We start from the raw sequence: 26684 nt of genomic DNA, 5'->3' as shown, positions 1-26684 counted from the left end.
TGCCATGGCTGATTTCTTTTTCAATTATTATCTTATGCCATTTCACTTAAGTGTAGTGGCTTTGATATTGCTCAGCGTGGTAGAAACCATTGGTATGTATATTGGACTCCGTCCAAGTCAATTACTCAAAAAAATTGCACCCGATTGGCTTTCTAATTCACCGCTACTTAATGTTAAATTTTCTAAAGCTCTAATTTTCGTTTTTTTACTTATCAATTTCAGTTATGCAGGTTACTTTTTACAACTCTCTTTCTTCGCAATACAACATTATTTTATTTCCCCATTTTATTTAATCGTCCCTGCACTTGTGATCGCAATCTTTTTTACTGTGTTCATGATTCACTGCCTTGACCAAGTGATTAAGCCCAAGCTCACTCATACAAACTATAACCTTTTAGGCCGATTAGCAACCATTTCTAGTGGTAATGCCAGACCTGGATTTTCTGCCCAAGCCCGCGTGCGTGATGAATTTGGTCAGCTACATTACGTTCAAGTAGAACCAGAGTACGGCGAACTCGAATTATACTCTCAAGTTATTCTTGTCAGAGTTCATAAAAGTCATTATGTAGCTAAGAAAATTTCTGTATCTAACGATCTTTTTGCACCCGATTAACTCTTAATTATTCGTGTAGTTTCTTATCACTTTTTGCAGGCTTCATTACGCCTGCATTTTGTTATTTTCTTTCTTAATTAATATTTATTATCCCGAGCACTTTAGTTGGAAATAAATTTAATAAATATTATATGCAACCATTTTAGTTGGTATTAAATTAAAACAAACCATTTTAATAAACTTTATATTTTTATTTACAAGTGTTTTAGTAGGAATTAATAATTAATTCAAACTATTTTAGTATGATATTTATTTTAAAATAACAAGTCATTGTTTTATATAAAATAATTATTTAAATATTCATTTTAAATATATTTAATGTTTATTTTTATTATGTTTTGATTAATAATAAAATTATTATCAAATGAGGTTTAATATATGAGCCTTTATTTTAAAAATCTTAATAGTCGTTTAATTAAAGAAATCACTATTATTCTAATAATAAAAATAGTACTTCTTTTAACGATTAAACATATTTGGTTTGATGCTCCCACCATCCCCAAAAATTTCGACAATCAGGTCGCTGAGCATATTGCTGGCGATAACATTTCCAACATTAAGGAGACACGTTGATGATTTCTGAAAGCGTGGTTGATCTTTCGCGGTTTCAATTTGCAATGACCGCAATGTATCACTTTCTTTTCGTCCCTTTAACTTTAGGTTTGGCATTTATTCTTGCCATCATGGAAACCACTTATGTCATTTCTGGTAAAGAAATTTACAAAGATATGACTAAATTTTGGGGAAAATTATTTGGTATTAACTTTGCTTTAGGGGTTACGACTGGCTTAACAATGGAGTTCCAGTTTGGAACAAACTGGGCTTATTACTCACACTATGTAGGTGATATTTTCGGTGCACCATTAGCAATTGAAGGCCTGATGGCATTCTTCCTTGAATCGACATTTATAGGTCTATTTTTCTTTGGATGGGACCGGTTAACTAAGGTTCAGCATCTAGGCGTAACATGGTTAGTCGCTCTAGGTTCTAACATGTCAGCGCTCTGGATTTTAGTGGCGAATGGTTGGATGCAAAACCCAGTAGGTGCTGCATTTAACTTTGAAACGATGCGTATGGAATTAGTTGATTTCGGCGCGCTTATCTTTAACCCTGTAGCTCAGGTTAAATTTGTACACACTGTATCTGCGGGATATGTAACTGGTGCAATTTTTGTACTTGCTATCTCAAGCTACTACTTGCTTAAAAAACGTGATCTACCTTTTGCACGTCGTTCATTTGCAATTGCTGCAATTTTCGGTCTTGCATCTACACTTTCAGTGATTTTGTTAGGCGATGAATCTGGCTATGAGCTAGGTGATGTTCAAAAAACTAAACTCGCTGCGATTGAAGCAGAATGGGATACTCACCCTGCTCCTGCTCCGTTTACCTTGTTTGGCGTACCAAATCATGAAGAAATGCGGACAGATTATGCAGTTAAAATTCCATATGCATTAGGTTTAATTGCAACTCGCTCAACAACCAAAGAAGTTACTGGTCTTAAAGACCTCATGCAGCAGCATGAAGTCCGTATTCGTAACGGTATGCTTGCCTATGCTGAACTTGAAAAATTACGTGCAGGCGATCGCTCACCAGAGTTATTGGCTTCTTTTGAGAAAAATCAAAAAGATCTAGGTTATGGCCTACTTCTTAAGAAATATGCACCAAATGTAGTTGATGCAAGCGAGCAAAATATTAAAGCTGCTGTAAAAGATACTGTTCCAAATGTTACAGCGCTATTTTTCTCTTTCCGCGCAATGGTTGCCTCTGGCTTCTTAATGCTATTACTTTTCATTTTAGCGACTTGGGCTGTAGCAAAAAGAAATGCTGAAAACAAACCTTGGTTACTTAAATATGCATTGTTTGCACTGCCACTTCCTTGGATTGCTGCACAAACTGGTTGGTATGTAGCTGAAGGTGGACGTCAGCCATGGTCAATTGGTGAAATCTTACCAACCCACCTCTCTACTTCTAGTTTAAGTACTGGTGATGTATGGGGTTCGATTCTTGCCTTAGCAGCGTTCTATACAGCTCTTTTAATTATTGAAATGTATTTAATGATCAAGTTTGCTCGTTTAGGGCCAAGCTCTCTGCACACTGGCAAATATCATTTTGAAAAGCAAGAACCAAAAGCAGCTGTTAATGGGGAGGCCTTATCATGATTGAATATGAATTATTAAAAATCATTTGGTGGGTGTTAGTTGGCGTACTACTGATCGGCTTTGCTCTGACTGATGGCTTCGATATGGGTTCTATGGCTCTCATGCCTTTCGTTGGAAAAACTGATAGCGAACGCCGTGCTGCAATCAACACGATTGCACCACACTGGGATGGTAATCAGGTCTGGTTTATTACGGCGGGCGGTGCCCTATTTGCTGCTTGGCCAATGGTCTATTCAGTTGCCTTCTCTGGCATGTACTGGGCACTGTTATTAGTTTTATTCGCCCTCTTCTTAAGACCGGTTGGCTTCGATTATCGTTCTAAACTAGATAATACCAAGTGGCGTAATTCTTGGGATTGGGGCCTGTGCATTGGTGGTGCCGTTCCAGCGCTTGTGTTTGGTGTAGCGTTCGGCAACTTATTTCTGGGCTTACCATTTAGTTTAGATGACACGTTACGCTCTGAATATACTGGCAGTTTTTTTGCTCTTCTCAACCCCTTTGCCCTAGTTTGTGGTGTTGTGAGTTTATCTATGCTTTGTGCACATGGTGGTGCATGGCTCATGTTGCGTACAGATGAAGCTTTAAAACAACGCTCTGCCAAAGCCACTCAAATTATGGCAATTATATTTTTAATTTGTTTCCTTGTGATTGGAGCGTGGCTCTATTTCGGGCAAGTGCCAGGTTATAGCTATGCTGTTGCCATAGATCCAAATGCTGCACTCAACCCTTTAGCTAAAGAAGTGGTGACTAATAGCAATCCTGGTTGGATGAACAATTACAGTACCTATCCAGTGACTAAAGTTGCTCCAGTTCTTGCAATATTAGGCGCCATCATTGCAATTTTTGCATCCTCAAAAGCAAAAGCGGGCTTAAGTTTTACTGGTACAAGCTTAATGATTGTAGGAGCAATTTTAACTGCTGGTTTTGCTCTATTTCCGTTCCTGCTTCCATCTAGTATTAATCCCAACTCGAGCTTGACGATGTGGGATGCTGTCTCAAGTCACCTTACTTTAGGCGTTATGACGGTTGCTGCGTGCATTTTTGTTCCTCTTATTTTGATCTATACCAGTTGGTCTTATTACAAAATGTGGGGAGTCATTACCAACAAACACATCGAGTCAAACTCGCATAGCTTGTATTAAGGAGAACACAATGTGGTATTTCGCATGGATCCTAGGCATTTTGATGGCATGTTTCGCGGGCGTACTCAGTGCACTTTATATCGAACATCATCAAAATTTAGATGAGGAATAAATGATGGCAAAAGCAATGACAGCATCAAATCATCGAAAAGCTCAAGCATTTGCAATGGCCCTTTCTTTTCTGTTGGCATTGCCTCTTGCTGCAATTTTGTTGGTTTATCCTTCACTCATGCTAGATGCTAACGGACACTACAATCATAGCCAGCTTATGCTGGTAATGATTGGTATTTCTGGTGGCTTTATTTATGGAGTGGGTTTCGTACCCAACTTCTGGCTATGGAAATGGCTATTTAGCCCATGGGTGGCTTGGCCTCTCATGCTTTTAGGCTATTACATCTGGTTTCTAACCTAAATCAAAAAGACCTCAAATGAGGTCTTTTTTCATTTCAACTAACTTAATAGGCACCCTTGGCACGCCTACCTTTGCCTCAACTGGATATGGCTGTTCATTACCCGTTTTCACATATCCACGTCTTTCATAATAAGCTATCAATTCAGAACGGACATCGAGTACATGCATTACGGCATTTGTCAGATGTGGATCTTCTTTCAATGCGTATTGCTCTGCATATTCTAAAACAGACCGACCCACTCGCATATTTTGAACTTGAGGATCCGTACAGAATGTTCCAATCTCAACCTGACTATTTTCAAATGTGAGCCCAACACACGCAACAATTTTAGAAAATTCAGTTTCCGCTACCAATAATGTTGAATTCCCAAGTTGTAGTTGTTCCTCTAATTGATGCTCTGTGATACGTAGTCCTTTTACCCACCCGAGCTCTGTTGTCCAACTTCGACCCTGCTGTTCTCGATAAGACTTATTAATTAAATCTACAAGCTGTGGAATATCCGCAAATGAAGATAAACGAAATTTTAAATTATTCATAAAGTATACTTAGGCTATTTATAAAAATTCTAAAAATAAAGCCGATATTAAATCGGCTTTATTTCAAATAGCAATTAATTAATTTGATTGTTCAGCTAACCATGCCATGAATTTTTGACGCTCAGCTTTAGAAGCCTTCTGCCAAGTTTCAACTAAACGTTGATCATTCGTTTGCGCTCCACCTGTTACTGCCATAGACGTTGCAGTTGGCACAACAACTTGAGCGGAAGTAGGTTTAGCCGATGCATATACTGCTTCAGGCTGTGGTTTAGATGATCTAGTTGTAAAGTCAGTTACTTTACCCAACAAGCCAGTTGCAAACCATGGTTTTGCTTCATTGTTTGCACCCGTTTGTTTCACAATTAATTCATTATTTGCACTGTACAAAGCAACTGTTGGTTGTTCAGCATATTTTTTCGCATTTTCATAATCTTTAGGTACATCTACCATCGAAAGCTTATAAGTTTTCCCATCTTGCAATGCAGGCGTTTGAATTGTGACTACACCAGATTTAACAATGTCATGCTCACCATTTAAATGTTCAAAATATTCTTGATAGCGCACGCTTAAGCTAGTTTCACCCGCATCAACTTTATAATTATTTTTAGATGAACGAAATAACCCAGAATTGACTTCTTGACCATTCACAGCAAGGATTACAATTTCCTCTGGCGCTGTAATTGTAACTGCTGAAAATACCGAACTACTGAGTAATAAACCAATTGCAGCAACACCTAATCTTAAAGTCATCTGTCTCTTTCTCTATATTTGATAAGCTATTAAATCATGAGCAATATGCAATATGATTGTGACTATTTTATGACAGTGCAGTGATCCATTAATTTTTCGATCTATTATTATTAAATATACATTTGAATTTTATCAATTTCCGTTGGTTTAACCTTTTTATTAATTCAAAAAACACATAAAAAAAGAGTACCTAAATAGGTACTCTTTTTTAGCTTTCAATTAGTTGAAAGTTTTGAAACGATCAGCATCATTAATAAATGCTTTTTCGCCTGCTGGTGCTTCAACTGAACCAAATACTAATTGAGCACGTAGTTTCCAAGTTGCAGGAACATCAAAAGCTTCAGCGGCTTCAGCATCAACAATCGGGTTATAGTGCTGTAAAGATGCACCTAAACCAAGCTCTGAAAGCGCAGTCCAAGTTGCAAATTGAGCAATCGCACTTGAGTGTTCAGACCATACTGGGAAGTTATCTGCATATAATTCGAATTGCTCTTGTAAGCTTTTAACAACTGCTTGGTCTTCATAAAATAGAACCGTACCAACGCCAGCTACAAAACTATCAATTTTTGTGTTTGTACCAGCAAAAGCTTCAGCAGGAACAATTTTACGTAATGCTTCACGAACCAAATTCCAGAATTTAGCATGTGATTCACCGTATAGTGTCACCACACGTGAAGACTGCGAGTTAAAAGCTGAAGGACTATGTTTAACCGCTTCACGAATAGTTTCTTCGATTTTAGTGCGATCTAATGCAACATTTTTACCAATTGCATAAATAGTACGACGATTTTTAATTTTATCTAAGAAAGTAGACATTTTGTTATTTCCTACCTATTGATTGACCAAGGGCCGTTGTTTGGGAATGAATACAGTGTATTAAAGTCATTTTTCATAATCAGCATTAAAAATATGACAGTTCGTTTTATTTTCGCAACAATAAAAAAAGATATACATATAAAAAAAGCTTCACGTTTTAGTGAAGCTTTTGAATGCTAACAACCGTTTTACTTATCAGTTTCAAACAGTGCAGCAACAAATGATTTCGCCGAGAATGGTCTTAAATCATCAATTTTTTCACCAACACCAATAAAACGAATTGGCACATGGGTACGACTTGCAATATTAAAGAGCACGCCACCTTTCGCAGTCCCATCCAGTTTGGTAATGGTAATCCCAGTTAAACCTACAGCTTGGTCAAACTCTTGCACTTGGTTAATCGCATTTTGCCCTGTACCCGCATCTACTACCAACATAATTTCATGAGGTGCAGTTGCATCAATTTTTTGCATCACACGTTTAACTTTTTTGAGTTCTTCCATCAAGTTACTCTTATTATGTAAACGACCTGCCGTATCTGCGATTAATACGTCAATTCCTTTAGCACGAGCACTTTCAAAAGCATCAAAAATAACAGAAGCACTATCAGCTCCGTGACCTTGAGCGACCACAGAGATATCGTTACGTTCACCCCAGATCTGCAATTGTTCTGTTGCTGCGGCACGGAACGTATCCCCTGCAGCCAACATCACTTTTTTACCTTCGCCTTGCAAACGTTTCGCTAATTTACCAATAGTTGTGGTTTTACCAACACCATTTACCCCAACCATTAAAATCACATAAGGTGATTTGTTAGGATCAATATGCAAAGGTTTAACACGTGGGGCCAACAAAGCAACCAACTCTTCTTGTAACGCTTTATATAGAGAGTGGGAATAGATCAAATCACCACGAGCGGTACGCTCTGTTAAATTGGTAATGATCGTTTTAGTTGCTTCAACACCAATATCTGCAACCAATAATTGCTCTTCTACTTCTTCGAGTAACTCATCGTCAATTTCTTTTCCACCAATCAAGATATTAACCATACCATCAGCGAAATTACGACGAGTTTTGGTTAAACCCTCTTTCATCCGACCAAAAAAACCAGTTTTTGGTTGTTCAACCGCAGTTTCTGAAGAAGCTAATTCAACTTTGGCTGCTTCAATATTTTCTTGCGATTTAACAGGAGATTCAACGATGGGAACATCGATAGCAGGTAAATTAGGTAATGTGACATCGTCATCACCGATCTCAGCATCTATCAAGAATTTATTTTGCATATTCGATTGTTGCTCCATGCGGATTCCTTGAAAAGCAGCGCGTTTAAAAAGATAAAGTTTAGCATAAATTCAAAATTTTGCCTGCCACAATAGTGCTCAAAAAGCTTTGGAAACCAAGATTTAGCCTGATTAACCCATTTACTGAGTATCTTCCTGAGCGAGTGCTGGATATTGCTTAATATGAGCACCCTCAAATTGGTAAGCATGCATTAACTTTAAATAATCTGCCCGATGAATTTCTGACTGAGCTATAAGCAACTCAGCCATGTCTTGAGTTCTTGGATAAGTAGCCTGATGAGAAAGTTGTATAATTCGTTGATATTGATCCGGACTAATAGGCCGAAGTAATGCTAAATATGACAGCACAAAAATACAGCCAATGACAATAACCACAAATAGGTTAAAACATTGATCAACTTTTAACTCAGACTTTAATTTAAGAAAATTTTGTTTGAATATGAGCATGACCTACCTCGAATTAGTGTAGTGTAGGGTTCAATACTCATAAGTACAAGATCAAACATCCAGTAAGGTTAATAATCATACCTTACTGGATAGTATGAGTATGCTTAACTTATTAGTGAACGAATGACGGAAAAGTATAAAATTGCCGCAATAATCACCAAGACTAAAAACATAGCAAAAATACTTAACCCTTCTTCTGCATCTGCTGGATGCAATTCGTCTTCATCAGCAATTTTTCGAAGCTCCCCATCATAAACTTGATAAAACCAGTTTTTTTGCGCCGGTTCCAAATGACCAGCAAAATCAAACACCCTTTTACGCTGTGCTAGACAGTAATCCCCTAAATGGATTTCCTCATGAAAGATAGCTTCATCTAATAATTTACGGTGATAATGGGCCAGTTCTATGATTTGTTCCTCCTTAGGAGGCGTGTCAAAAACAAAGCCGTCGATTGTATTTGTCATATTTTATTCTCCTTGTCTTTTATTCTCATATTGATTTTAATCAAAATTATTTGTGAATAATGTTTAATCATGTATCCTAATAGTGAACTAAACGAAATGACAAATAGTTGACAAATCCATCAATTTGTAATATTAGTTTAATAATTCTAAGTTAAATTAATTTAAAGGCACTAGCCTTTAGAAAAAAGTAATCATAATTACAATAAGGAGTTTTCTATGATTCAACGTATCTCTCATCATGATTTAGAACATGTATATGCAACTGCAGTAAACACAATTCACTCTCAAATGAATTTCCAAGATGCTGTTGTACAGTTAGAAGAAGTTGCTCGCGCTGGGCATGGTAAAGCCGCTCTATTCTTAGCAGAATTGTATTATCAAGGTTTCCGTGTTGAACGTGACTCACTTAAAGCACAATATTGGCAAAAGTTAGCCACAATGCAAGCATAAAGAGACGTCACCTAGGTGGCGTTTTTTTATGCCTGTAAAATTTGATATAAACCAATTCATCCCTTATCTCTTCTTGCGCTTCACCAAAGCTTTAATCGCTTTGTTTTGCTCAGGTGGCGTTTTTTGTACCCGTAAAAACCCAAAGTTATCAATTTATATAAAGCCTTACTTCGCCACTTCAGTCTTAGCGCAAGTGGCGTTTTTTTATGCCTGTAAAAATATTCTATAAATATAATTTGCTATGCACTTCATTTGTCTTACGTTAATGTCAACGCCTTAATCATATTGACGTTCTCAAGTGACATTTTTTATAGCTGGGAATATTTGTTTACGATTTGATACCTGTTTAAACTGAAATGTCATCTGATTTTTCTATAATAAGCAAGATAAGTTAAGAACCATTAAATTGACAATGAATAGTTTAAGCAATCTGCAACCGGTTTCAAAAGACTTGATGATTAAAATTTATATTTTAAGAACCATGATGTATTGCGGAGTTCTCTGGGGATTATTTCATCAGGGCTGGGCAATTAAATCAGATCAAGAAGACTTTATTTTTCCTTTTTGGCTCAATGGATTGCAAGCTCACCGCTACGCTAAAGAACATTGGCCACATTACAAACCTAGAAGAATTACTCCTAAAGATTTTCACGAGTCTTTATTACCAACTTTAACTCGACTCAACGTTACACCAGCTTTGTTTAATTCTTCTCATCGCAAGTTGAAATTATCTACACAACAAATGCAACATTTCTTTTTTAAACAGCCGCACTGGCAAGGAGCCTAAAGTTTTCTTTAGGTTCTTAATCTCTATTAGAATGCTTTTTGAACGCTTGAGTGTAAAACTTGTATTTGAATGACTATCAAGTCTTTGCATTTTTATAAAATCAAGCTAATTTAAAACAAAATGATAAAACATAGGACAGAAGAAATGACAATCGTTGCACAAGTAATCAAAAACAAATCAGAGCAAGATATTTTTACAATTTCTCCTGAAGCCACTGTCCTTGAAGCGATTAAGATCATGGCTGATAAAGGAATTGGTGCGTTAGTGGTAGCTGAAGGCGAAAAAGTTGTCGGAATTTTATCTGAACGTGACTACACGCGAAAAGTGACACTGATGGAACGTTCTTCATATAGCACTACAGTTGCTGAAATTATGACATCTAAGGTGCTTACAGTAAGTCTAAACAACACAGTTGAAGAGTGCTTACAGCTTATGACAGATCGCCACTTACGTCACTTACCTGTATTAGACAATGAAAAATTAGTTGGTTTTATCTCTATTGGTGACTTGGTAAAAGCAGCGATGGAAGACCAGAAAAATTTAATTGAACAGTTAAAGCAGTATATTTCTGGTTAATTATTCGAAATAAAAAATGGGCATATAAATGCCCATTTTTAATACCAAAACTTAAAGATAATTATTAATCAAAGCGACTAAACGCTCTAATAAGTCATCAGCCTGTGCTTGAGTCATATTAATAGGCGGTAAAAGACGAACCACTGAACCTGCTGTAACGTTGATAATAAGCTTGTGTTGATCACGAGCAATCGCAACGAGTTCAGCACAGTCTTTAGGTAATTGAATACCTATCATCATCCCAAAACCACGCACCTGAACATTCTTGTCAGCTAACTGTGTGCGAAGTTGATCAACAATATAGCGCCCCACTACTGCCGCATTTTCTACAGCATTTTCTTTTTGAATTGTATCGATTACCGTATAAACCACACGAGAACCTAATACAGTACCGCCATAGGTGGAACCATGACTACCAGGTCCTAATAAACCAACGGCTTTACCTTGTGTCATTACTGCTCCCACTGGAAAGCCATTCCCAAGTCCTTTCGCAGTCGTCAAAACATCAGGCACAATGTTGGTATGCTGATATGCAAAATATTTACCTGTACGGCCATTACCTGTTTGAATTTCATCCAACATCATTAGCCAGTTGTGCTGATTACAAATATTACGGACTTCTTCAAGATAGCTAAAGCCTTGAGGAGCAGTATTAATACCACCCTCACCTTGAATTGGTTCAATCAAAATTGCAACAATATCTGGATGCTGCAATGCAGCTTCTTGAATTGCTTCTACATCACCAAATGGCACACGAATAAAATCATTGGTTAAAGGAGCAAAGCCATCTTGTACTTTCTTATTACCAGTTGCTGAAAGTGTTGCTAAAGTACGACCATGAAAAGATTGTTCTGCCACAATAATCTTTGGTAAACGTACGCCTTGTTGAGTACCAAATTTACGAGCAATCTTAATCGCACCTTCATTTGACTCAGCACCACTATTTGAAAAGAAAATTTCCTCCATACCAGAAACCTCTGCAAGCTTCTGAGCAGCAGCAGTTTGCCAAGGAATTTCAAATAAATTACTGGTATGCACAAGTGTTACAGCTTGTTCTGCAATTGCTTCTGCAATAACTGGATGTGCATGACCTAAACCACATACAGCAATACCCGTTAAAGCATCTAGATATTCCGTACCATCTTCAGTATATAGATATGCCCCTCGGCCTCGTACAAAACTGATCGCTTGGCGACCATAAGTAGCCATTAAGTGTGATGGTTGATCAGGTTGTATTGGAGCTAGGGTAATATCAGTCATAACGAACTCTGTCTGTATGAGGTTTTTAGAAGGGTTTATATAAACAAAAACTGGCTCTGATGAAAAGTCTCATCAATCATTTATCTAAAATTTCGTCCGCTTTTCGCTATCACTTCGGTTTATACAATAAAATATTGAATATTCAATGCAACTTTAAGCATTCAGGTGGTTTGCAAAGCAACATAAACACCCCCTATAATGCTGCTAGATTAGTTGAGGATCTATTTATGACTGAACAAGCACGTGATACTGAAGCGTTAATCCGCGATCAAATTGCGAAGCATCCCGTTTTACTTTACATGAAAGGCACTCCACAGTTTCCACAATGTGGTTTCTCTGCACGTGCTGTAGAGGCGCTCAGTCAAATTGGTCGTCCATTTGCATATGTAAATATTCTGGAAAATCCTGATATTCGTGCAATGTTACCAGCAATTGCGAATTGGCCTACATTCCCGCAACTTTGGGTAAATGGCGAACTTATTGGCGGTAGCGATATTATGCTAGAAATGTTCCAAAATGGTGAATTAAAACCATTAGTTGAACAATATAGCGCTGCACCAGAAGCGTAAATAATAAAAAAGCCAATCAATAGATTGGCTTTTTTTATGCTCTTAATTTTAAAGATCGCTTACCCCAACATAGCGAAACAAACCTTCCACACCTAAATCAGATTTTAAAACAATCAAATTTTCATAGCTTGTTGTCGTTAGAGCTTCAAAAATATTCATGTTTGGATCTTCGTGTAACTCATCCACGCTCTGGTTCATGCACTCTTCAAATCGATCTGCAACAAATTCAAAGCCCAAGTCCATCGCAATAAATAAAGTATGTTCACATGGCTGAACATACTGTTCTTGTGCCCAGTCAATTATCGCTTGTTTGCAAAATGGACAGTCAATATTTGCAGAGGCATCGTTAAGTTCTATCAATTGATAAGGCATTAGATTTGAAAAGTAGAGAAAAATATAGTGTAGAAGAGATTGATAAATAGTTCTATAGATAGACTATAAATCCTTTTTATATACATACATTAAATACACAACGTAATTACAATATAATTTCAAAAAACCATTTCTAGCAATGAGTAATGAATTTATCCCCCACTTACAAAAAATTTAGTATAAGAATTATCGTTGCAAAAATAATAATGTAGAATCATGGTTGTTGCAGAAATAGGATATTTTAATGCTCACCGATCTTGATGACTTTTATTGTTTTGCTCTTGTTGTTGAGCATGGTGGCTTTAGTGCTGCTGAGCGTGTAACGGATATACCAAAATCAAAATTAAGTCGCCGCGTTTACAGCTTAGAGGAAAACTTGGGGGTCCGCTTAATCCAACGTAGTTCTCGTCATTTTGCTGTTACAGATATTGGGATGGATATTTACAGACACGCTCAAGTCATGATGAATGCTGCTCAAGCTGCCCATGATTTGGTTGATCATTTAAGTATTCAACCTAGAGGTGTAGTGAAGGTTAGCGTTCCTGTTGATATTGCTCAAAATCAACTTCCAAAAATCCTACCTGCTTTCTTAAAAAAATATCCAGAAATTCGTTTGCAACTGATGGTCAGTAACCGTCGAGTAGATGTGATTAATGAAGGGATTGATATCGCGTTACGAGTTCGCTCAAAACTAGATGACGATCCAAGTTTAGTTCTTAGACAGTTTGCGCTTATAGAACAAAGCCTATTCGCAAGTCAGGCCTATTTAAATGAGTTTGGGGATATAAAAAATCCTGAGCAACTCAGTGAACACCGTATTTTAAGTTTGTCTGAAGAGCATCTCGATCAACAATTCATCCTACATGGACCTGACAATCAACAGAAAAAAGTGAAAGTTAGCCCAACAGTAATGGGAACAAATATCTATATGCTCGCCCAACTTGCGAGTCAAAATTGTGGTATTGCATTGTTACCTGACACAGCGGCTGAAGATTTTGTGAAATCGGGGCAGCTTGTACAAATCTTGCCAGATTGGAAAGCAGCTCACGGTATATTCCATGCCGTATATCCATCACGCCGAGGATTACTACCTGCTGTTCGAGTATTTATTGATTATTTAGTAGAAAATCTTTCTGAGCGTTAAAATAAAAAAGTTCGATAATTTATCGAACTTTTTTTTATATTTTTCAAATTGCAGGATAGCTTCCCACACCTTCAGGCCATGGGGTTAATAGTTCAAAACCAGTATCTGTTACTGCAACCATATGTTCCCATTGAGCAGATAATGAATGATCTTGAGTAATAACGGTCCACCCATCATTTAACTCTTTCACTTGCGGTCTACCTGCATTTACCATTGGCTCAATGGTAAAAACCATTCCTTTCTTTAAGACCAAACCTTGCCCACGCTGCCCATAATGCAAAACATTAGGTTGTTCATGATAGACCTTACCAATCCCATGTCCACAATATTCTCGAACAATACTATAGCCTTCTCGATGAGCAACCGACTGAATAGCATAGCCAATATCACCTAATGTAGCTCCTGGCTTAACAGTGTGAATACCTGCAACCATCGCTTCATAAGTTGTATCAACTAATTTTTTTGCTTGTGGATTTACATTACCCACAAAATACATGCGGCTCGTATCACCAAAATAACCATCTTTAATAATTGCGACATCAATATTAATAATATCGCCATCTTTTAAAATTTTATTCGGCGATGGTATGCCATGGCAAACAACTTCATTGACTGAAGTACATATCGTTTTTGTAAAACCGTGATATCCCACATTAGCAGGAATAACTTTTAAATTATTTACAATATAGTCATTACAGAGGTTATCTAAATACTCAGTAGATACGCCTGGTTTAATATAGGCCTCTATCATTTCTAAAACTTGTGCAGCCAAGCGTCCAGAAACTCTTAACTTTTCCAGATCTTGTTCAGTTTTAATGGTAACAGTAGAAGCTCTCATTCAATTCTATCCTCGCAGACAAGAAACATGCCCTTCCCTACAAAAACCTAAGGTAATTCAAAATATTTTAGGATGAATATAAGTCAGACCAAAAGCCTAAAATGCTTAAATATTCGGCATTCACAATAAAAATTTATGTTTTTATTCTTACATATTTTTTATAAAAAGTCAGAACTTAAAAAGAAGTTCTTTTCTCCTTTTTATGGCTTTTCAAGTACATACTTTAACCAAACAAACGCTTATAACACTATATATGGTTTTAACCACCTGAAAAAAAGCTTTTTCCCATAAATTAGCGCTTGATCATGATTACTTTTGCTCTAAAATTCCTTCTTTTTTTATTAACTTTAATTTATGCAACATCTTCGTACCGGAGATATTATTGCCTTAGGTTTTATGACCTTTGCTCTTTTTATTGGGGCTGGCAATATTATCTTTCCTCCCATCGTTGCTCAACAAGCTGGTGAGCATGTATGGTTAGCTGCACTAGGCTTTTTAATTACAGCTGTCGGCTTACCTGTAATTACCATCATGGCACTCTCTCGTATGCAGGGTTCCATTGAAATTATTAGCTCTCCCTTAGGTCGAGTAGCAAGTCTGATTTTAACTGTTGTTTGTTATTTATCAGTCGGCCCTCTATTTGCTACCCCACGTACAGCTACTGTTTCTTATGAAATTGGTTTTTCCTCTTATTTTGGAACCTCAAGTAGCAGTCTTTTAATCTATAGCGCAATTTATTTTTCATTTGTAACTGTAGTTTCACTTTATCCAAACAAGTTATTGGATACTGTAGGACATGTACTTGCCCCACTAAAAATTATTGCTTTAGCAATTTTAGGTATTGCAGCAGTGATGATTCCTGCGGGTTACGTACCGGCTCCGATCAACCATTACGTCACATCTCCGGTTTCAGAGGGTTTCGTAAACGGTTATCTCACTATGGATACGTTAGGTGCACTAGTATTTGGTATCGTTATTATTCAAGCGATTTACTCTCGCGGCGTTACTGATAAAAAGTTAGTCACCAAATATGCAATTATTGCCAGTCTCATTTCAGGTGTTGGCCTTACTTTAGTATATTTAAGCTTATTCAAATTAGGTTTAGGTAGCCATGAAGTAGCACCAAATGCAGCAAATGGCGCAGTAATTTTACATGCATATGTACAACATGCTTTTGGAAATATGGGTTCATTATTCTTAACTGGACTAATCTTTTTAGCATGTATGGTTACAGCAATTGGCTTAACTTGTGCGTGTGGTGAGTACTTTGCTCAGTTAACGAAATTACCATATAAGCTTTTAGTATTTATTTTAGTTGGTTTCTCTTTCATTATTTCGAATCTTGGCCTAACTAAACTGATTGCTATTTCAGTACCTGTCTTAAGTGCAATCTATCCACCAGCAATTGTGGTGATTATGCTGAGCTTCTTCTGGAAATTTTGGCACAAGCCTTCTTTCATTGTCGGTTCAGTAACAAGTATTGCTTTAATTTTCGGTATTATCGATGGTCTTAAAGTTGCAGGCTTCAGCAATTATTTACCTGAATTTCTTCAGCATTTACCATTAAATGAACAAAACTTAGCTTGGTTGATCCCATCTTTAGTTGTTCTTGCAGTTACCGTACTTATCGACAAAGTTAAATTCAAAAGCATTTAATCTAGTGACTTTTTTGAAATCGAGTTTTATCCAAACATGATTTTATATATTGAATAGAATGCTGTGTTTACCCAACCAGCATTTTATTTCCACACTAGTTTTTAATGACAAATCAACTATAGATATAATTAATTTTTACTGTAAAATTACACTAAAATAATTTTTAGCTACTCAGGAAAGAAGAGCAACAATGAAAACTAAATATTACCTAACATTAGCAGATGCAGAGTTTTTAATGGAAGAAGCTCAAAAATATGCAATTGAACACAACTTTAAAGTCAGCATTGCGATTGTTGATGAAACAAGCTCTCTATTATTCATGAAACGATTAGATGGTGCTTCTCCTCTAACTACACATCTATGCCTAGAAAAAGCAAAATGCGCTTCAATATCAGGTAGACCGTCAAAATTTTACGAAGAACTTCTAAAAAGTGGGCGTCTGGGTTTCTTAAGTATGCCTAGTGCTCAAGGGATGTTAGAAGGTGGAATACCGATTATTTATGAAGGTGAAATTTTAGGGGCTATTGGTGTATCGGGTGTTCAATCTTTTGAAGATGCAGAAATTGCTCAACATGCGATCGATAGTTTTTTAAAAAAATATAATAGCTAAAGCAAAACCATAGGAAAGAGAAATTAATATACTTTTCATTTAAATAATTTCTCTTTTCTAAAAGAATAAGTATTTCATACAAAAATATTAAACATTTACTTTTTTAATACCTTAAACCTTTATAAATATAGAGGTTTTTATAAAACTGTTCAAAAAATTTTCTATTTGCTATTGAACTGAATCAAAAATAGCAGTACAACATTAAACTTAAAACTTATTCTTGACTAAAACATTAGGTTTTAGCGCAACCACAAGGAGGGATGGAGATGTTATCATTACATTTCAACAAACAAGTCTTCATTAACACTCTGAACAGCAAAGATTCAGTTGTTTATGGAGTAACACCGCTTGCTCTTATGCTGACTTTACTGTTTCAAGGTATGATTAAAGGAAATCTGAAGCCCGAATACTTTATGTATGCGATGGTCGTTTCTTTCATATTTTGTGTGTGGGCCTTTGTCGATCATAAGATGCGAAAACTAGCTAAAAGACGTCTTAGTCAACAAAATTTGAATTCTTAAAAAATGGATGAGTAATCATCCATTTTTATACACCTATAAATAAAAAAATTGTTCCAATAATTAAGATAGCTGTAGCCAATAATTCAGTCACAATTAATCCCACCATCATTAAAGACATTATCCACGAAGGTAAATTAAATCTGCCCAACCGATGTGGCGTTTTGAATTGATTTGTCGTGTCCTGTAAACATCCATGTATGATATAAACCAATATTGAAAAGCTAAAAAAGAAAATATTAGCTAACACACACCACAAAGCAACATTTTCATTTAAAACAGTAAAATAGCTTAATACAGCAAGAATGAGACTAGCAGCCGCATATAGCAAGCTACTGCGATGAGCAATGTCAACATAATAGTGGGCACGATGTAACTCTGAACGGCGTATTTGCCAATACTTCCACACCCCCGTGAACATTCCTACCCATAAAAATATGCCACTAAACACAATTGCTAACTGTACAGCTTTCGGTAAATCCATCTTTTTTTCCAATTATTCGTTTTATTAAAATTTAATGAGCTGTATAGCACAAATCTTGACTTTATAGTCACATTTCAATCAAGTATCGTTTTGGAACTCATGTAAATTAAAGTCATTAATAAGCCAATCATTACGTAATATTATGGATAACACTTTTGAATCATTTTGGATGACCTGCGAAGATGGTTATCAACTTGCTGCACAATTTTATCCAACTCAATCAAAGAAATCGGTACATCCTGTTTTGATTTGTCCAGCAACAGGTATTACCAAAAACTTTTATCATTCTTTTGCTACATGGTTAAGCCAGCAAGGCTATGATGTATTAAGCTTTGATTTCCGTGGAATTGGAGATTCATTGCATGGGCCGTTAAAGCAAAGTACAGCGAGTATCAATGATTGGGGAACGCTTGATATCCCTTGTGCAATTGAAACTTTATTAGAAAAAACCCAAGCAGAAAAAGTTACTCTTCTTGGCCATAGTGCGGGTGGGCAACTGTTAGGGATTGTGCCAAATTTTCATAAAGTAGCAAAAGTTGTTGCAGTGGCAGGCTCTACAGGCCATGTAAAAGGACTTAAAGGTAAAACAAAATTTCTAGCCCCTGTCATGTTTAACGTTATCTTTCCAATTACGAGTACTTTAAAAGGCTATGGTGCTACTCAATTTATTGGAATGGGTGAAAACTTGCCTAAAAAAGTCGCACAACAGTGGAGAGAGTTTTGTAGTCAACCCGGCTATGTGAAAAATGCTATTGGTAAAACTATTTTTCATGACTTTCATAGTGAAATTATTTGCCCTATTACTTCAATTTGGGCAAGTGATGATGAAATTGCGACTCAACACAACGTTGCAGATTTATTAAGTTTATACCCGAATGCATCTACTAAAATGCTAGAACTGAACCCGACAAAACTCGGCTATAAATCAATCGGCCACATGTTAATGTTTAAAAAATCACATCAAAAGCTGTGGTCAGTCTTAGAGCAAGAAATTCAATAGTAATTTAAATTCTATCATTTAGTTTTTGCCTCTATGCCCGTAATCCGGTGTAGAGGTTTTTTTTATTATTAGCAGCCCCCTTTTTATAAAATAACTTTATTAAATTTATAGTTACCATAAGAAACTAAAATATATTAAGTCGTGATTCCTTTGTATTTTTAATAAGCATTATTTACGTAAATACGTCGATATAAATTTAAAGTTCTGCTATGGTAATTTGTCTGAAGCTGTTGTTTAAAAACAGGTAAACCAACCTATTTTAATACAAACAGCTTCTTTTTTTCTGTTTTAGTTAAAACCTAAGAAATTGTTCAAGGATAAGTATGCTAGCACTCGAGCCTCGACATATTCATATGAATCAACATGCTGTTGATAAAAAGCATGCATTACAGTGTCTAGTAGATATATTAGTAAAAGATGGGTTAGTTACGCCTGAATATATAACAGGACTCATCAATCGTGAACAACAAAGCGCTACCTATTTAGGCCAAGGTATTGCTATTCCACATGGTACGCCACAATCTCGTGAATTTATTTTAGAAACAGGTATTCGGTTAGCTCACTTCCCTGAAGGAATAATCTGGGATGGGGAAAACACGATTTATTTAGCTGTTGTTATTGCAGCAAAATCTGATGAACATTTACAAGTACTACAAATATTAACTAGAGCGTTAATGCAGGATGTAAGTGAACAAGTAAAAAATGCGACGCAACCTGAGCAAATTATTGAACTATTACAAGCTCAACCCCTATCCTTAACCCTGCATGAAAATTTAATTCAAACTGAAATTGAATCTCAAGATATCGAAGACTTATTGTGGTCAGCCTCTCAAATTCTCAAAAAACATAATTTCGTAAAATGTGGTTTTTTAAGCTCACTTGAGCCAGATCAAGTTATCCAGTTACAAGACCAGATCTGGTCTATTTCTAGCAGTAAGTTTGTTCAACAACCAGCAATCAGTATTGTAAAACCACGCCATGCTTTAAATGTAAATGGGCAAAAACTAAATACTCTCGTCTGTATTGCTGCCAATGAGCAGTTAGATAGCCAAAGATTTAACCGACTGATTGATATTTTATTTAACCCAGAACAAGTCGCACAGCTAGATCAAACACAAGCACCAAATGAGATTGCTAAAATTATTGGTGCAGATGTTATTCCAGATTGGCCTCATCGTTCGGTTGTATTAGCCAATGCCCATGGATTACATGCTCGACCAGCGACTCATCTAGTAAACTTAACTAAAAGTTTTCAAGGTGATATTCAGGTCGCGGTGGACGATGGTAATTTTGTTTCGGCCAAAAGTTTGACGCGCCTCTTGGCTTTAGGATGTAAACGTGGTCAAACTTTACGTTTTATTGCCGAGCCAGAAACAGATGCTGTTGAAGCTTTAGATAAAGTTATTCAGGCCGTGCAAGAAGGCTTAGGAGAAGAAGTTGAACCTATTCAATCTTCAGATACCCAAGAAGCTCAATCGCCTCAAACAGTAAAATCACACCCGAAAACATTGAGTACAAATACAGGTATTCCAGCTTCTAGTGGTCTAGCTTTTGGCCCCGTACATGTCATCAAACCTAAGGTTTACCAATATGAACGTATGGGTTTAAGCGTTAAAGCAGAAAAAGAAAAACTTGATATTGCTCTTCACGCAGTTAAAAACAATATTCACCAAGTTATTGCAAAATCTGAAGTAGCTGAAATTAAGCAAATTTTCCAAGCGCATTTGGAAATGCTAGACGACCCAGATCTTATTAATGGTGTTTATCAAAAGATTAACTTAAACCTTTCTGCTCCTGCTGCTTGGCATGAACATATTGAAGCAGCAGCTAAAGAGCAAGCAGCTTTACCAGACCGATTACTGGCTGAGCGTGCTACAGACTTACGTGATATTGGTGATCGGGTTTTAGCACAGCTCTGTGGTGAAGTTATTATCGAAGAGCCTAAAGAGCCTTATATTTTGATCATGTATGATGTGGGCCCTAGTGATGTGGCTCGCCTTAATAAAGATCGAGTAGCGGGCATTTTGACAGCTGTAGGCGGTGCAAGTGCACATAGCGCTATTGTTGCTCGTGCTTTAGGTATTCCTGCAATTGTTGGTGCTGGTGAGCAAGTACTAGAGATTGAACAAAAGAGTTCTCTTTTAATTAATGGAGACACAGGAACTTTTGTATTAAACCCGAACACTCAGCAAATCGAACAAGCAAAACAAGAACGAGAGCTTCAAGAAAAAATTCGTGAAGAGGCTGAACGTCACAGCCAAGAACCTGCGATTACCCTAGATCAACATCAAATTGAAGTTGCTGCAAATTTAGGAAAAGTTCAAGCTACAGCACACGCAGTTGAATGTGGCGCAGAAGCAATTGGCTTACTTAGAACAGAGCTTGTTTTTATGGCTCATAGTAGTGCTCCAAGTGAAGCTACCCAAGAAGCAGATTATCGTGTTGTGCTAGATTCCCTCGCTGGTCGCCCACTTGTAGTACGTACTCTTGATGTAGGTGGTGACAAACCACTTCCTTACCTTCCAATTGCTGAAGAAGAAAATCCATTTTTAGGCTTAAGAGGTATCCGTTTGACATTAAGACAGCCAGAGCTGTTACGTCAACAACTTATCGCTTTGCTTAAAGCCGCAGATGATCGTCCTTTACGAATCATGTTTCCAATGATTGGCCGTGTGGAAGAATGGCGTGCTGCCAAAGCTATTCTGGATGAAGTTAAAGCTGCACATCCATGCGCTGACTTACAAGTTGGTATTATGATAGAAGTTCCTTCTGCTGCTTTACTTGCGCCTATTCTTGCTCAAGAAGTGGACTTTTTCAGTATAGGAACAAATGATTTAACCCAATATACTTTAGCTATTGACCGTGGTCACCCTATCCTCTCGGCTGAAGCAGATGGCCTCCACCCAAGTATTTTGCAATTGATTGAACACACTGTAAAAGCTGCGCACAAACATGGCAAATGGGTGGGTATCTGCGGAGAACTCGCAGCTGATCCAAAAGCTGTACCGATTCTTATGGGATTAGGCGTAGATGAGCTCAGCATGTCTCCAAATAGTATTCCTTTAGTAAAAGCCCAAATTCGTACACTTAACTACAGCCAAGCTCAAGCGCTTGCAAAACGCGCACTAGAATGTGAAAGCGCCATTGCTGTACGTCAGTTATCCGAACAAGAAATCTAAAGATTAGGAACAGTAATGGCTAAAGTTTTAACAATTACTTTAAATCCTGCAATTGATGTAACGATACAACTCAATGAGTTACAGGTTGGCGAGGTAAATCGCCAAGAATCTGTAGAAATACATGCAGCAGGTAAAGGATTAAATATTGCACAAGTTTTAAAAGATTTGGGGCATGAAATTATAGTTTCTGGCTTTCTAGGAACAACGAACAAACAAATTTTTGATGATCATTTTAAAGAGGCTCAACTCCAATCTGAGTTTATTTATATTGAAGGCGAGACTCGTCAAAATATAAAAATTGCTGAACATTCTGGGCGTATGACCGATTTAAATGGAAAAGGTTTCTTAGTTTCTGAACAAGATAAAAAGAACCTCTTTCAAAAAATCGAAATGATTTTGCCACAGATAGATGTAGTTGCAATTGCCGGGAGCCTTCCACAAGGTTTTAGTGTTGATGAATTACAGCAACTTATTAAGCTCATTCAACAGCAAGGGAAAAAAGTTGCACTTGATACAAGTGGTAAAGCATTGGTCGCTGCAATTGAATGTCAACCATGGATGATTAAACCAAATACAGATGAGTTAGTAGAAAGTTATCAGCTTCCTGCCGCGACTTATGCTGAACAAAAAAAGCTTTTTGAAAACTTAGCTAAAATTGAACATGTCGTTATTTCGATGGGTGAAGACGGTGTAAACTGGCTACACGACACTCACCCACTTCATGCCAAAGCCCCTAAAGTAGTAGTTAAAAGTACTGTTGGTGCAGGTGACTCTCTTTTAGCAGGTATGATTCATGGCTTAATAAATGGCTTCTCTGATGAAGAAACATTAAAAACTGCTACCGCAATCGCAAGCCATGCTGTCACACAAATTGGCTTTCGTATTCCTAATGCTGAAACGCTAAACCAGTTAAAAGCCCAAACTACAATCAATTCATTGAGTGAATCTGATGCTAACTGCTAAACATTTATTATTTGTCATTAATAGTCCGCAACAGCAAGTCAATGCTTTGATTTTAGCTCGGAAACTTGCGCAAGTCGCATCCCAACAGGGTTATCCAAATAACATTATTTCGCTTGATGAATTCGAAATAAGTGAAAACTTTGACCAAGTCATTGTTGTTGGACAACGCCCGAAAGATCTTAATAGTTTTGGTACGCATCCATTATCTTTCATTAGCATTGAAGAGATAAAAAATGATGCTCACACAGCTTTCCAAACTGCCTTAGATCACTTTAAGCCAGCTCAAGATTGGCTAAGTGATAATAGCTTGGCAGTAACTACTACTAAAAAGTTTGTAGCAATCACTGCGTGTCCTACAGGTGTTGCACATACTTTTATGGCTGCTGAAGCTTTACAACAAGGTGCAGAAAAGCTTGGGTATGAGATTGAAATAGAAACACAAGGTTCTGTTGGTGCAAAAAATATTTTATCAGCTCAAGCTATTGCTGAAGCGGACATTGTGATTCTTGCCACTGACATTGAAGTTAACACAGACCGTTTTGTAGGTAAGCGTGTTTATCGGTGTGGTACTGGCTTTGCTCTAAAGCAAACAGATAAAGCCTTTGCTGAAGCAATCAGCAATGCACAAGTTTTAGAACAAGGTAAGCAACAAGCATCGACAGAAAATAAAGATAAAACCGAAAAAGTTGGCGTATATAAACATCTCTTAACTGGTGTTTCTTTTATGTTGCCTATGGTGGTGGCTGGAGGTCTGTTAATTGCTCTCTCCTTATGCTTTGGTCTAAATGCTGCTGAACAAGCAGGTAGCTTACCCGCCATATTAAAACAAATTGGTGCTGCCGCATTTATGCTTATGGTCCCGATGTTATCGGGTTATATTGCCTACTCAATTGCTGATCGCCCTGGTCTTGCACCTGGTCTAATTGGAGGGTTACTCGCCTCTCAACTACAAGCAGGTTTTTTAGGCGGTATTGTTTCAGGTTTTCTTGCAGGTTATATCGCACTATTTATTGCTAAAAAACTTAAACTTCCTACAAGTTTAGAGGCACTTAAACCGATTTTAATTATTCCATTATTAGGTACATTATTTGTCGGTCTGATTATGTTCTACGTGGTTGGACAACCTGTAGCACATATTTTCGAGCTAATGAAAGACTTCTTAAATAACATGGGTACAACAAATGCTGTGTTAATGGGAATTATATTAGCCAGCATGATGTGTATCGATTTAGGCGGTCCAATCAATAAGGCAGCCTACGCTTTTACTGTCGGATTGTTGACAACAAATACCTATATGCCAATGGCAGCAACAATGGCGGGTGGTATGGTCCCTGCAATTGGCATGGCTATTGCGACTTTCATTGCTAAAAATAAATTTAGTACAGGAGAGAAAGATGCCGGAAAAGCTGCTTTCGTATTAGGTTTATGTTTTATTTCAGAAGGTGCTATTCCCTTTGCGGCTAAAGACCCAATGCGTGTTATTCCAACTTGCATTTTAGGTGGTGCTGTAACTGGAGCACTTGTTGCATTATTCCATTGCGAATTAGTTACTCCTCACGGCGGCGTATTTGTTCTTTTAATTCCAAATGCAATTAACCATGCTTGGTTATATCTTGCTGCCATTGCAGCAGGTAGTATTGTTACAGGCATAAGCTATGCGATTGTTAAGAAAAAAATAGAAGAAAAAATTGTGACTACTGCATAATTAAAAAGGGAGAATATAAATTCTCCCTTTTTTACACTTCATATGCTTCAACAAATAAAATTCTTCAATTACCCGCTTTACGCTACTCGCATAATTTAATCTGAATAACTGTTGCTAGAAGCTGTGCTAGCACTTCCTCTTCTAACTTTATTGTTAAAGTGAACCTATCTGAAATTTAGAAGATGAGTAGCATGCAGTATGATTAAAAACTCTTAAAAATATAATTTATAGACAAAAAAGCTAAAAATATATGGTTAATCATTCCACCAGCTATTTAATTTTATATATAACAATCAATAATTTAATAAATAAATCAAATTTATTTCACTTAATAATAGATGATTCATGTTAAATGTATGGTAAATTTCACAAACCACATAACAAAATAAGGTGTTGATATTTATAAATATTTATTATTTAAATATCTTGATTTTTCATAATTATGACTTTAGAGACAAAAACTATCTCGTTCAATGCCACGTTCAAATCATAATTTTTTTTCTACGATGCGCTTGTAAGCAAATATCGTTCAATTAACGATCAAGCAAGCCTAGATGCAATCTTGTATATCTGTTCAAAGATTTTAAGGAATTAATGACTATGACTCATCAAGTCACTTTAACTTTCAACAAACTTTGACTATAGAAGAAGAGTATTTTTAGTTTATGCAAAGTATAGAGAAACTTATCAAGACAAGGTCCTTTAAACCATGTCATTGTTAAATTTAGCTATATAAATTTTGCTCACCAAGTAAAGTCCTGATATAACTTGCTTGATGAAACTATATTTTTCAACTATTAAAGATAGTTCACCAGAAATGCGATCCACCAAGGTATGGGGAAAAGTCAATGACAAAGAAGTATGCGCGTTTTTTACCTACAACAGAATCTTTTACTCTTGAAGATTTTCCATATTATTGGATTACTCAAGTACATGCTCAGTATGTACAAAACATTGATAATGCTTTAAAAAAATATGGTTTAGATAACTCACGTCGACGCATTATGTTGGCTTTAAGTAGTAAGCCCCATGCGAGTGTTTCTGAACTTTCAGATATGATTATTTCAAAAATGTCGACGACCACTAAAATTGTTTACCGTTTAAAAGATGAAGGTTTAGTAGAAACTTATTCTTGTCAGACCGATGGTCGAATCACCCGCGTAGTACTTACAGACAAAGGTACTGAAATGATCAATAAGATTAATGATCTAACCAGCGTAGTACTCGAACAATCTTTCGAAGGTATCACCCCTTTGCAATTAGAAAAAATGATGGAAAGTTTAAAATTACTTTTAAAGAATCTTTCTCGTTAAAAATAGCATAGATATCTTATTAAGCTCTCTTAGGAGAGCTTTTCTATTTTAAGCTCTTGTCTGGGTATTGATAGAAACAACACTTCACATAAAATAAGCAATTAACTTGTCATCTGTTGACTTGAGTCCTTAACTCCAGTAGAAATTCTCTTTCAACAACTGCATAGCAAATTTTTTAAAATGGCTAAAAGAAAATACAAAAGTGACAAGTTTCAAGTGCGTCGTATTAACCGTCAATGGTGGGTACTTGAAAAAGACCTTGAATCAAACTGCTATTTAAAACATGAACAAGTGGCAACAAAAACCTTAGCAAACAACTATGCTGATGATTATATTGAACAATATTATATGAATCTTTATATTCAACAAGAGTTGAAAAAACCTGAAACTGTATAAAAAAGCCATTTGGCTTTTTTTTATTTTTAATATTTAAAGATTATAAGGTCAAAAATTAAGAATAAAAAAAACCTACATCTTGGGGAAAATGTAGGCTATAAAATGCACAAAAAGGAAATATATATCCTTCTTGATGAAAAGAATTTTACGATAATATAAGCCTTTATTTTATATTACTTTTGTAAACTTAATGGTGGTTATTGTATTTATTCAGACTTTTAAA

General features: G+C 36.5%; 30 protein-coding genes. 20 read left to right on the top strand and 10 right to left on the bottom strand.

Annotation, left to right across the window (positions count from 1 at the left end):
* Positions 1-4: 4 nt before the first annotated feature.
* The 6 genes from MJX77_RS13565 to MJX77_RS13540 all read left to right on the top strand — a co-directional run bounded on the left by MJX77_RS13565 (position 5) and on the right by MJX77_RS13540 (position 4326).
* Positions 5-613, top strand: a complete 609-nt coding sequence (locus tag MJX77_RS13565) for an OB-fold-containig protein (protein ID WP_005306154.1) — start codon at positions 5-7, stop codon at positions 611-613.
* A gap of 378 nt (positions 614-991) precedes the next feature.
* Positions 992-1186 carry a cytochrome oxidase putative small subunit CydP gene (gene cydP, locus MJX77_RS13560; RefSeq protein WP_005306157.1) on the top strand — a complete coding sequence of 65 codons (195 nt, stop codon included), beginning with the start codon at positions 992-994 and terminating at the stop codon, positions 1184-1186.
* The gene (locus MJX77_RS13555; RefSeq protein WP_049836858.1) at positions 1186-2772 is read left to right on the top strand and encodes a cytochrome ubiquinol oxidase subunit I; all 1587 of its coding nucleotides are present in this window, start codon (positions 1186-1188) and stop codon (positions 2770-2772) included. Before cydP ends, MJX77_RS13555 begins: the two co-directional genes overlap by 1 nt.
* Positions 2769-3914, top strand: coding sequence for a cytochrome d ubiquinol oxidase subunit II (gene cydB / locus MJX77_RS13550; protein ID WP_151822784.1), 1146 nt, complete (start codon positions 2769-2771; stop codon positions 3912-3914). Before MJX77_RS13555 ends, cydB begins: the two co-directional genes overlap by 4 nt.
* A 10-nt stretch (positions 3915-3924) precedes the next feature.
* Positions 3925-4026, top strand: a complete 102-nt coding sequence (gene cydX / locus MJX77_RS13545; protein ID WP_000270276.1) for a cytochrome bd-I oxidase subunit CydX — start codon at positions 3925-3927, stop codon at positions 4024-4026.
* Positions 4027-4326, top strand: coding sequence for a cyd operon YbgE family protein (locus MJX77_RS13540; RefSeq protein ID WP_004791954.1), 300 nt, complete (start codon positions 4027-4029; stop codon positions 4324-4326).
* Positions 4327-4338: 12 nt separating this feature from the next.
* Here the strand turns inward: MJX77_RS13540 and MJX77_RS13535 are convergent, their stop codons facing one another.
* The 6 genes from MJX77_RS13535 to MJX77_RS13510 form a co-directional block, all read right to left on the bottom strand.
* Positions 4339-4863, bottom strand: coding sequence for a GNAT family N-acetyltransferase (locus MJX77_RS13535; protein WP_199944489.1), 525 nt, complete (start codon positions 4861-4863; stop codon positions 4339-4341).
* A 78-nt stretch (positions 4864-4941) separates the two neighbouring features.
* Positions 4942-5613, bottom strand: coding sequence for a YccT family protein (locus MJX77_RS13530; protein WP_199987652.1), 672 nt, complete (start codon positions 5611-5613; stop codon positions 4942-4944).
* Between the two features lie 219 nt (positions 5614-5832).
* Entirely contained in the window at positions 5833-6429 is a 597-nt protein-coding gene (locus MJX77_RS13525; RefSeq protein WP_009392698.1) for a nitroreductase family protein, read from the bottom strand.
* Positions 6430-6617: 188 nt separating this feature from the next.
* Positions 6618-7730, bottom strand: a complete 1113-nt coding sequence (gene ftsY, locus MJX77_RS13520) for a signal recognition particle-docking protein FtsY (RefSeq protein ID WP_107880813.1) — start codon at positions 7728-7730, stop codon at positions 6618-6620.
* Between the two features lie 120 nt (positions 7731-7850).
* Positions 7851-8177 carry a hypothetical protein gene (locus MJX77_RS13515; RefSeq protein WP_005306180.1) on the bottom strand — a complete coding sequence of 109 codons (327 nt, stop codon included), beginning with the start codon at positions 8175-8177 and terminating at the stop codon, positions 7851-7853.
* Between the two features lie 104 nt (positions 8178-8281).
* Positions 8282-8641 carry a hypothetical protein gene (locus MJX77_RS13510; protein WP_004791942.1) on the bottom strand — a complete coding sequence of 120 codons (360 nt, stop codon included), beginning with the start codon at positions 8639-8641 and terminating at the stop codon, positions 8282-8284.
* A 216-nt stretch (positions 8642-8857) separates the two neighbouring features.
* Between MJX77_RS13510 and MJX77_RS13505 the strand changes: the two genes are divergently transcribed.
* The 3 genes from MJX77_RS13505 (at position 8858) to MJX77_RS13495 (ending at position 10454) form a co-directional block, all read left to right on the top strand.
* A complete protein-coding gene (locus tag MJX77_RS13505; RefSeq protein WP_107880814.1) occupies positions 8858-9091 on the top strand; it encodes an SEL1-like repeat protein in 234 nt (77 codons plus the stop codon).
* A gap of 412 nt (positions 9092-9503) precedes the next feature.
* Complete coding sequence (locus tag MJX77_RS13500; protein ID WP_005306184.1) at positions 9504-9878, top strand: DUF2750 domain-containing protein; 375 nt, start codon at positions 9504-9506, stop codon at positions 9876-9878.
* Positions 9879-10022: 144 nt separating this feature from the next.
* Positions 10023-10454 carry a CBS domain-containing protein gene (locus tag MJX77_RS13495; RefSeq protein ID WP_004791938.1) on the top strand — a complete coding sequence of 144 codons (432 nt, stop codon included), beginning with the start codon at positions 10023-10025 and terminating at the stop codon, positions 10452-10454.
* 51 nt (positions 10455-10505) lie between these two features.
* On the opposite strand, the gene MJX77_RS13490 is transcribed toward MJX77_RS13495, so the two are convergent.
* Complete coding sequence (locus tag MJX77_RS13490; RefSeq protein ID WP_252059346.1) at positions 10506-11714, bottom strand: aspartate aminotransferase family protein; 1209 nt, start codon at positions 11712-11714, stop codon at positions 10506-10508.
* Between the two features lie 227 nt (positions 11715-11941).
* Here MJX77_RS13490 and grxD point away from each other — a divergent pair, with 227 nt between their 5' ends.
* Entirely contained in the window at positions 11942-12283 is a 342-nt protein-coding gene (gene grxD / locus MJX77_RS13485; RefSeq protein ID WP_004791933.1) for a Grx4 family monothiol glutaredoxin, read from the top strand.
* Positions 12284-12331: 48 nt separating this feature from the next.
* Here the strand turns inward: grxD and MJX77_RS13480 are convergent, their stop codons facing one another.
* Positions 12332-12655, bottom strand: coding sequence for a hypothetical protein (locus MJX77_RS13480; protein WP_252059345.1), 324 nt, complete (start codon positions 12653-12655; stop codon positions 12332-12334).
* Positions 12656-12899: 244 nt separating this feature from the next.
* Here MJX77_RS13480 and MJX77_RS13475 point away from each other — a divergent pair, with 244 nt between their 5' ends.
* Positions 12900-13799 (top strand): LysR family transcriptional regulator, encoded by a 900-nt coding sequence (locus tag MJX77_RS13475; protein WP_005306196.1) that lies wholly within the window; start codon positions 12900-12902, stop codon positions 13797-13799.
* A gap of 43 nt (positions 13800-13842) precedes the next feature.
* On the opposite strand, the gene map is transcribed toward MJX77_RS13475, so the two are convergent.
* Entirely contained in the window at positions 13843-14637 is a 795-nt protein-coding gene (gene map / locus MJX77_RS13470; protein ID WP_005306198.1) for a type I methionyl aminopeptidase, read from the bottom strand.
* 354 nt (positions 14638-14991) lie between these two features.
* On the opposite strand from map, the gene brnQ reads away from it, so the two are divergent.
* From brnQ to MJX77_RS13455, 3 genes are all read left to right on the top strand, one after another.
* Positions 14992-16293, top strand: coding sequence for a branched-chain amino acid transport system II carrier protein (gene brnQ, locus MJX77_RS13465; RefSeq protein WP_013197634.1), 1302 nt, complete (start codon positions 14992-14994; stop codon positions 16291-16293).
* 190 nt (positions 16294-16483) lie between these two features.
* Complete coding sequence (locus MJX77_RS13460) at positions 16484-16903, top strand: GlcG/HbpS family heme-binding protein (protein ID WP_174746689.1); 420 nt, start codon at positions 16484-16486, stop codon at positions 16901-16903.
* Between the two features lie 266 nt (positions 16904-17169).
* Complete coding sequence (locus tag MJX77_RS13455) at positions 17170-17424, top strand: hypothetical protein (RefSeq protein WP_004791919.1); 255 nt, start codon at positions 17170-17172, stop codon at positions 17422-17424.
* A 25-nt stretch (positions 17425-17449) separates the two neighbouring features.
* Here MJX77_RS13455 and MJX77_RS13450 read toward each other — a convergent pair whose 3' ends face one another.
* Positions 17450-17905 carry a hypothetical protein gene (locus MJX77_RS13450; protein WP_252059344.1) on the bottom strand — a complete coding sequence of 152 codons (456 nt, stop codon included), beginning with the start codon at positions 17903-17905 and terminating at the stop codon, positions 17450-17452.
* Positions 17906-18047: 142 nt separating this feature from the next.
* On the opposite strand from MJX77_RS13450, the gene MJX77_RS13445 reads away from it, so the two are divergent.
* The 6 genes from MJX77_RS13445 to MJX77_RS13420 all read left to right on the top strand — a co-directional run bounded on the left by MJX77_RS13445 (position 18048) and on the right by MJX77_RS13420 (position 26461).
* Positions 18048-18905: an alpha/beta hydrolase family protein gene (locus MJX77_RS13445; protein WP_252059343.1), complete on the top strand. Its 858-nt coding sequence runs from the start codon at positions 18048-18050 to the stop codon at positions 18903-18905.
* 323 nt (positions 18906-19228) lie between these two features.
* Positions 19229-22084 carry a phosphoenolpyruvate--protein phosphotransferase gene (gene ptsP / locus MJX77_RS13440; protein ID WP_252059342.1) on the top strand — a complete coding sequence of 952 codons (2856 nt, stop codon included), beginning with the start codon at positions 19229-19231 and terminating at the stop codon, positions 22082-22084.
* A 15-nt stretch (positions 22085-22099) separates the two neighbouring features.
* Positions 22100-23047 carry a 1-phosphofructokinase gene (pfkB, locus tag MJX77_RS13435; protein ID WP_252059341.1) on the top strand — a complete coding sequence of 316 codons (948 nt, stop codon included), beginning with the start codon at positions 22100-22102 and terminating at the stop codon, positions 23045-23047.
* Complete coding sequence (locus tag MJX77_RS13430) at positions 23034-24752, top strand: fructose-specific PTS transporter subunit EIIC (RefSeq protein ID WP_252059340.1); 1719 nt, start codon at positions 23034-23036, stop codon at positions 24750-24752. Before pfkB ends, MJX77_RS13430 begins: the two co-directional genes overlap by 14 nt.
* Before the next feature lie 848 nt (positions 24753-25600).
* Complete coding sequence (locus MJX77_RS13425; protein WP_004791909.1) at positions 25601-26065, top strand: MarR family winged helix-turn-helix transcriptional regulator; 465 nt, start codon at positions 25601-25603, stop codon at positions 26063-26065.
* 180 nt (positions 26066-26245) lie between these two features.
* On the top strand, positions 26246-26461 hold the full coding sequence (locus MJX77_RS13420) for a hypothetical protein (RefSeq protein ID WP_003652142.1): 216 nt from the start codon (positions 26246-26248) through the stop codon (positions 26459-26461).
* The last annotated feature ends 223 nt before the right edge of the window (positions 26462-26684 follow it).

The organism is Acinetobacter sp. AHP123, assembly GCF_023757925.1.
Taxonomy (GTDB): domain Bacteria; phylum Pseudomonadota; class Gammaproteobacteria; order Pseudomonadales; family Moraxellaceae; genus Acinetobacter; species Acinetobacter oleivorans.
The sequence above is the reverse complement of the archived record's forward strand: the minus strand, read 5'-3'. Positions and strand labels throughout refer to the sequence as shown.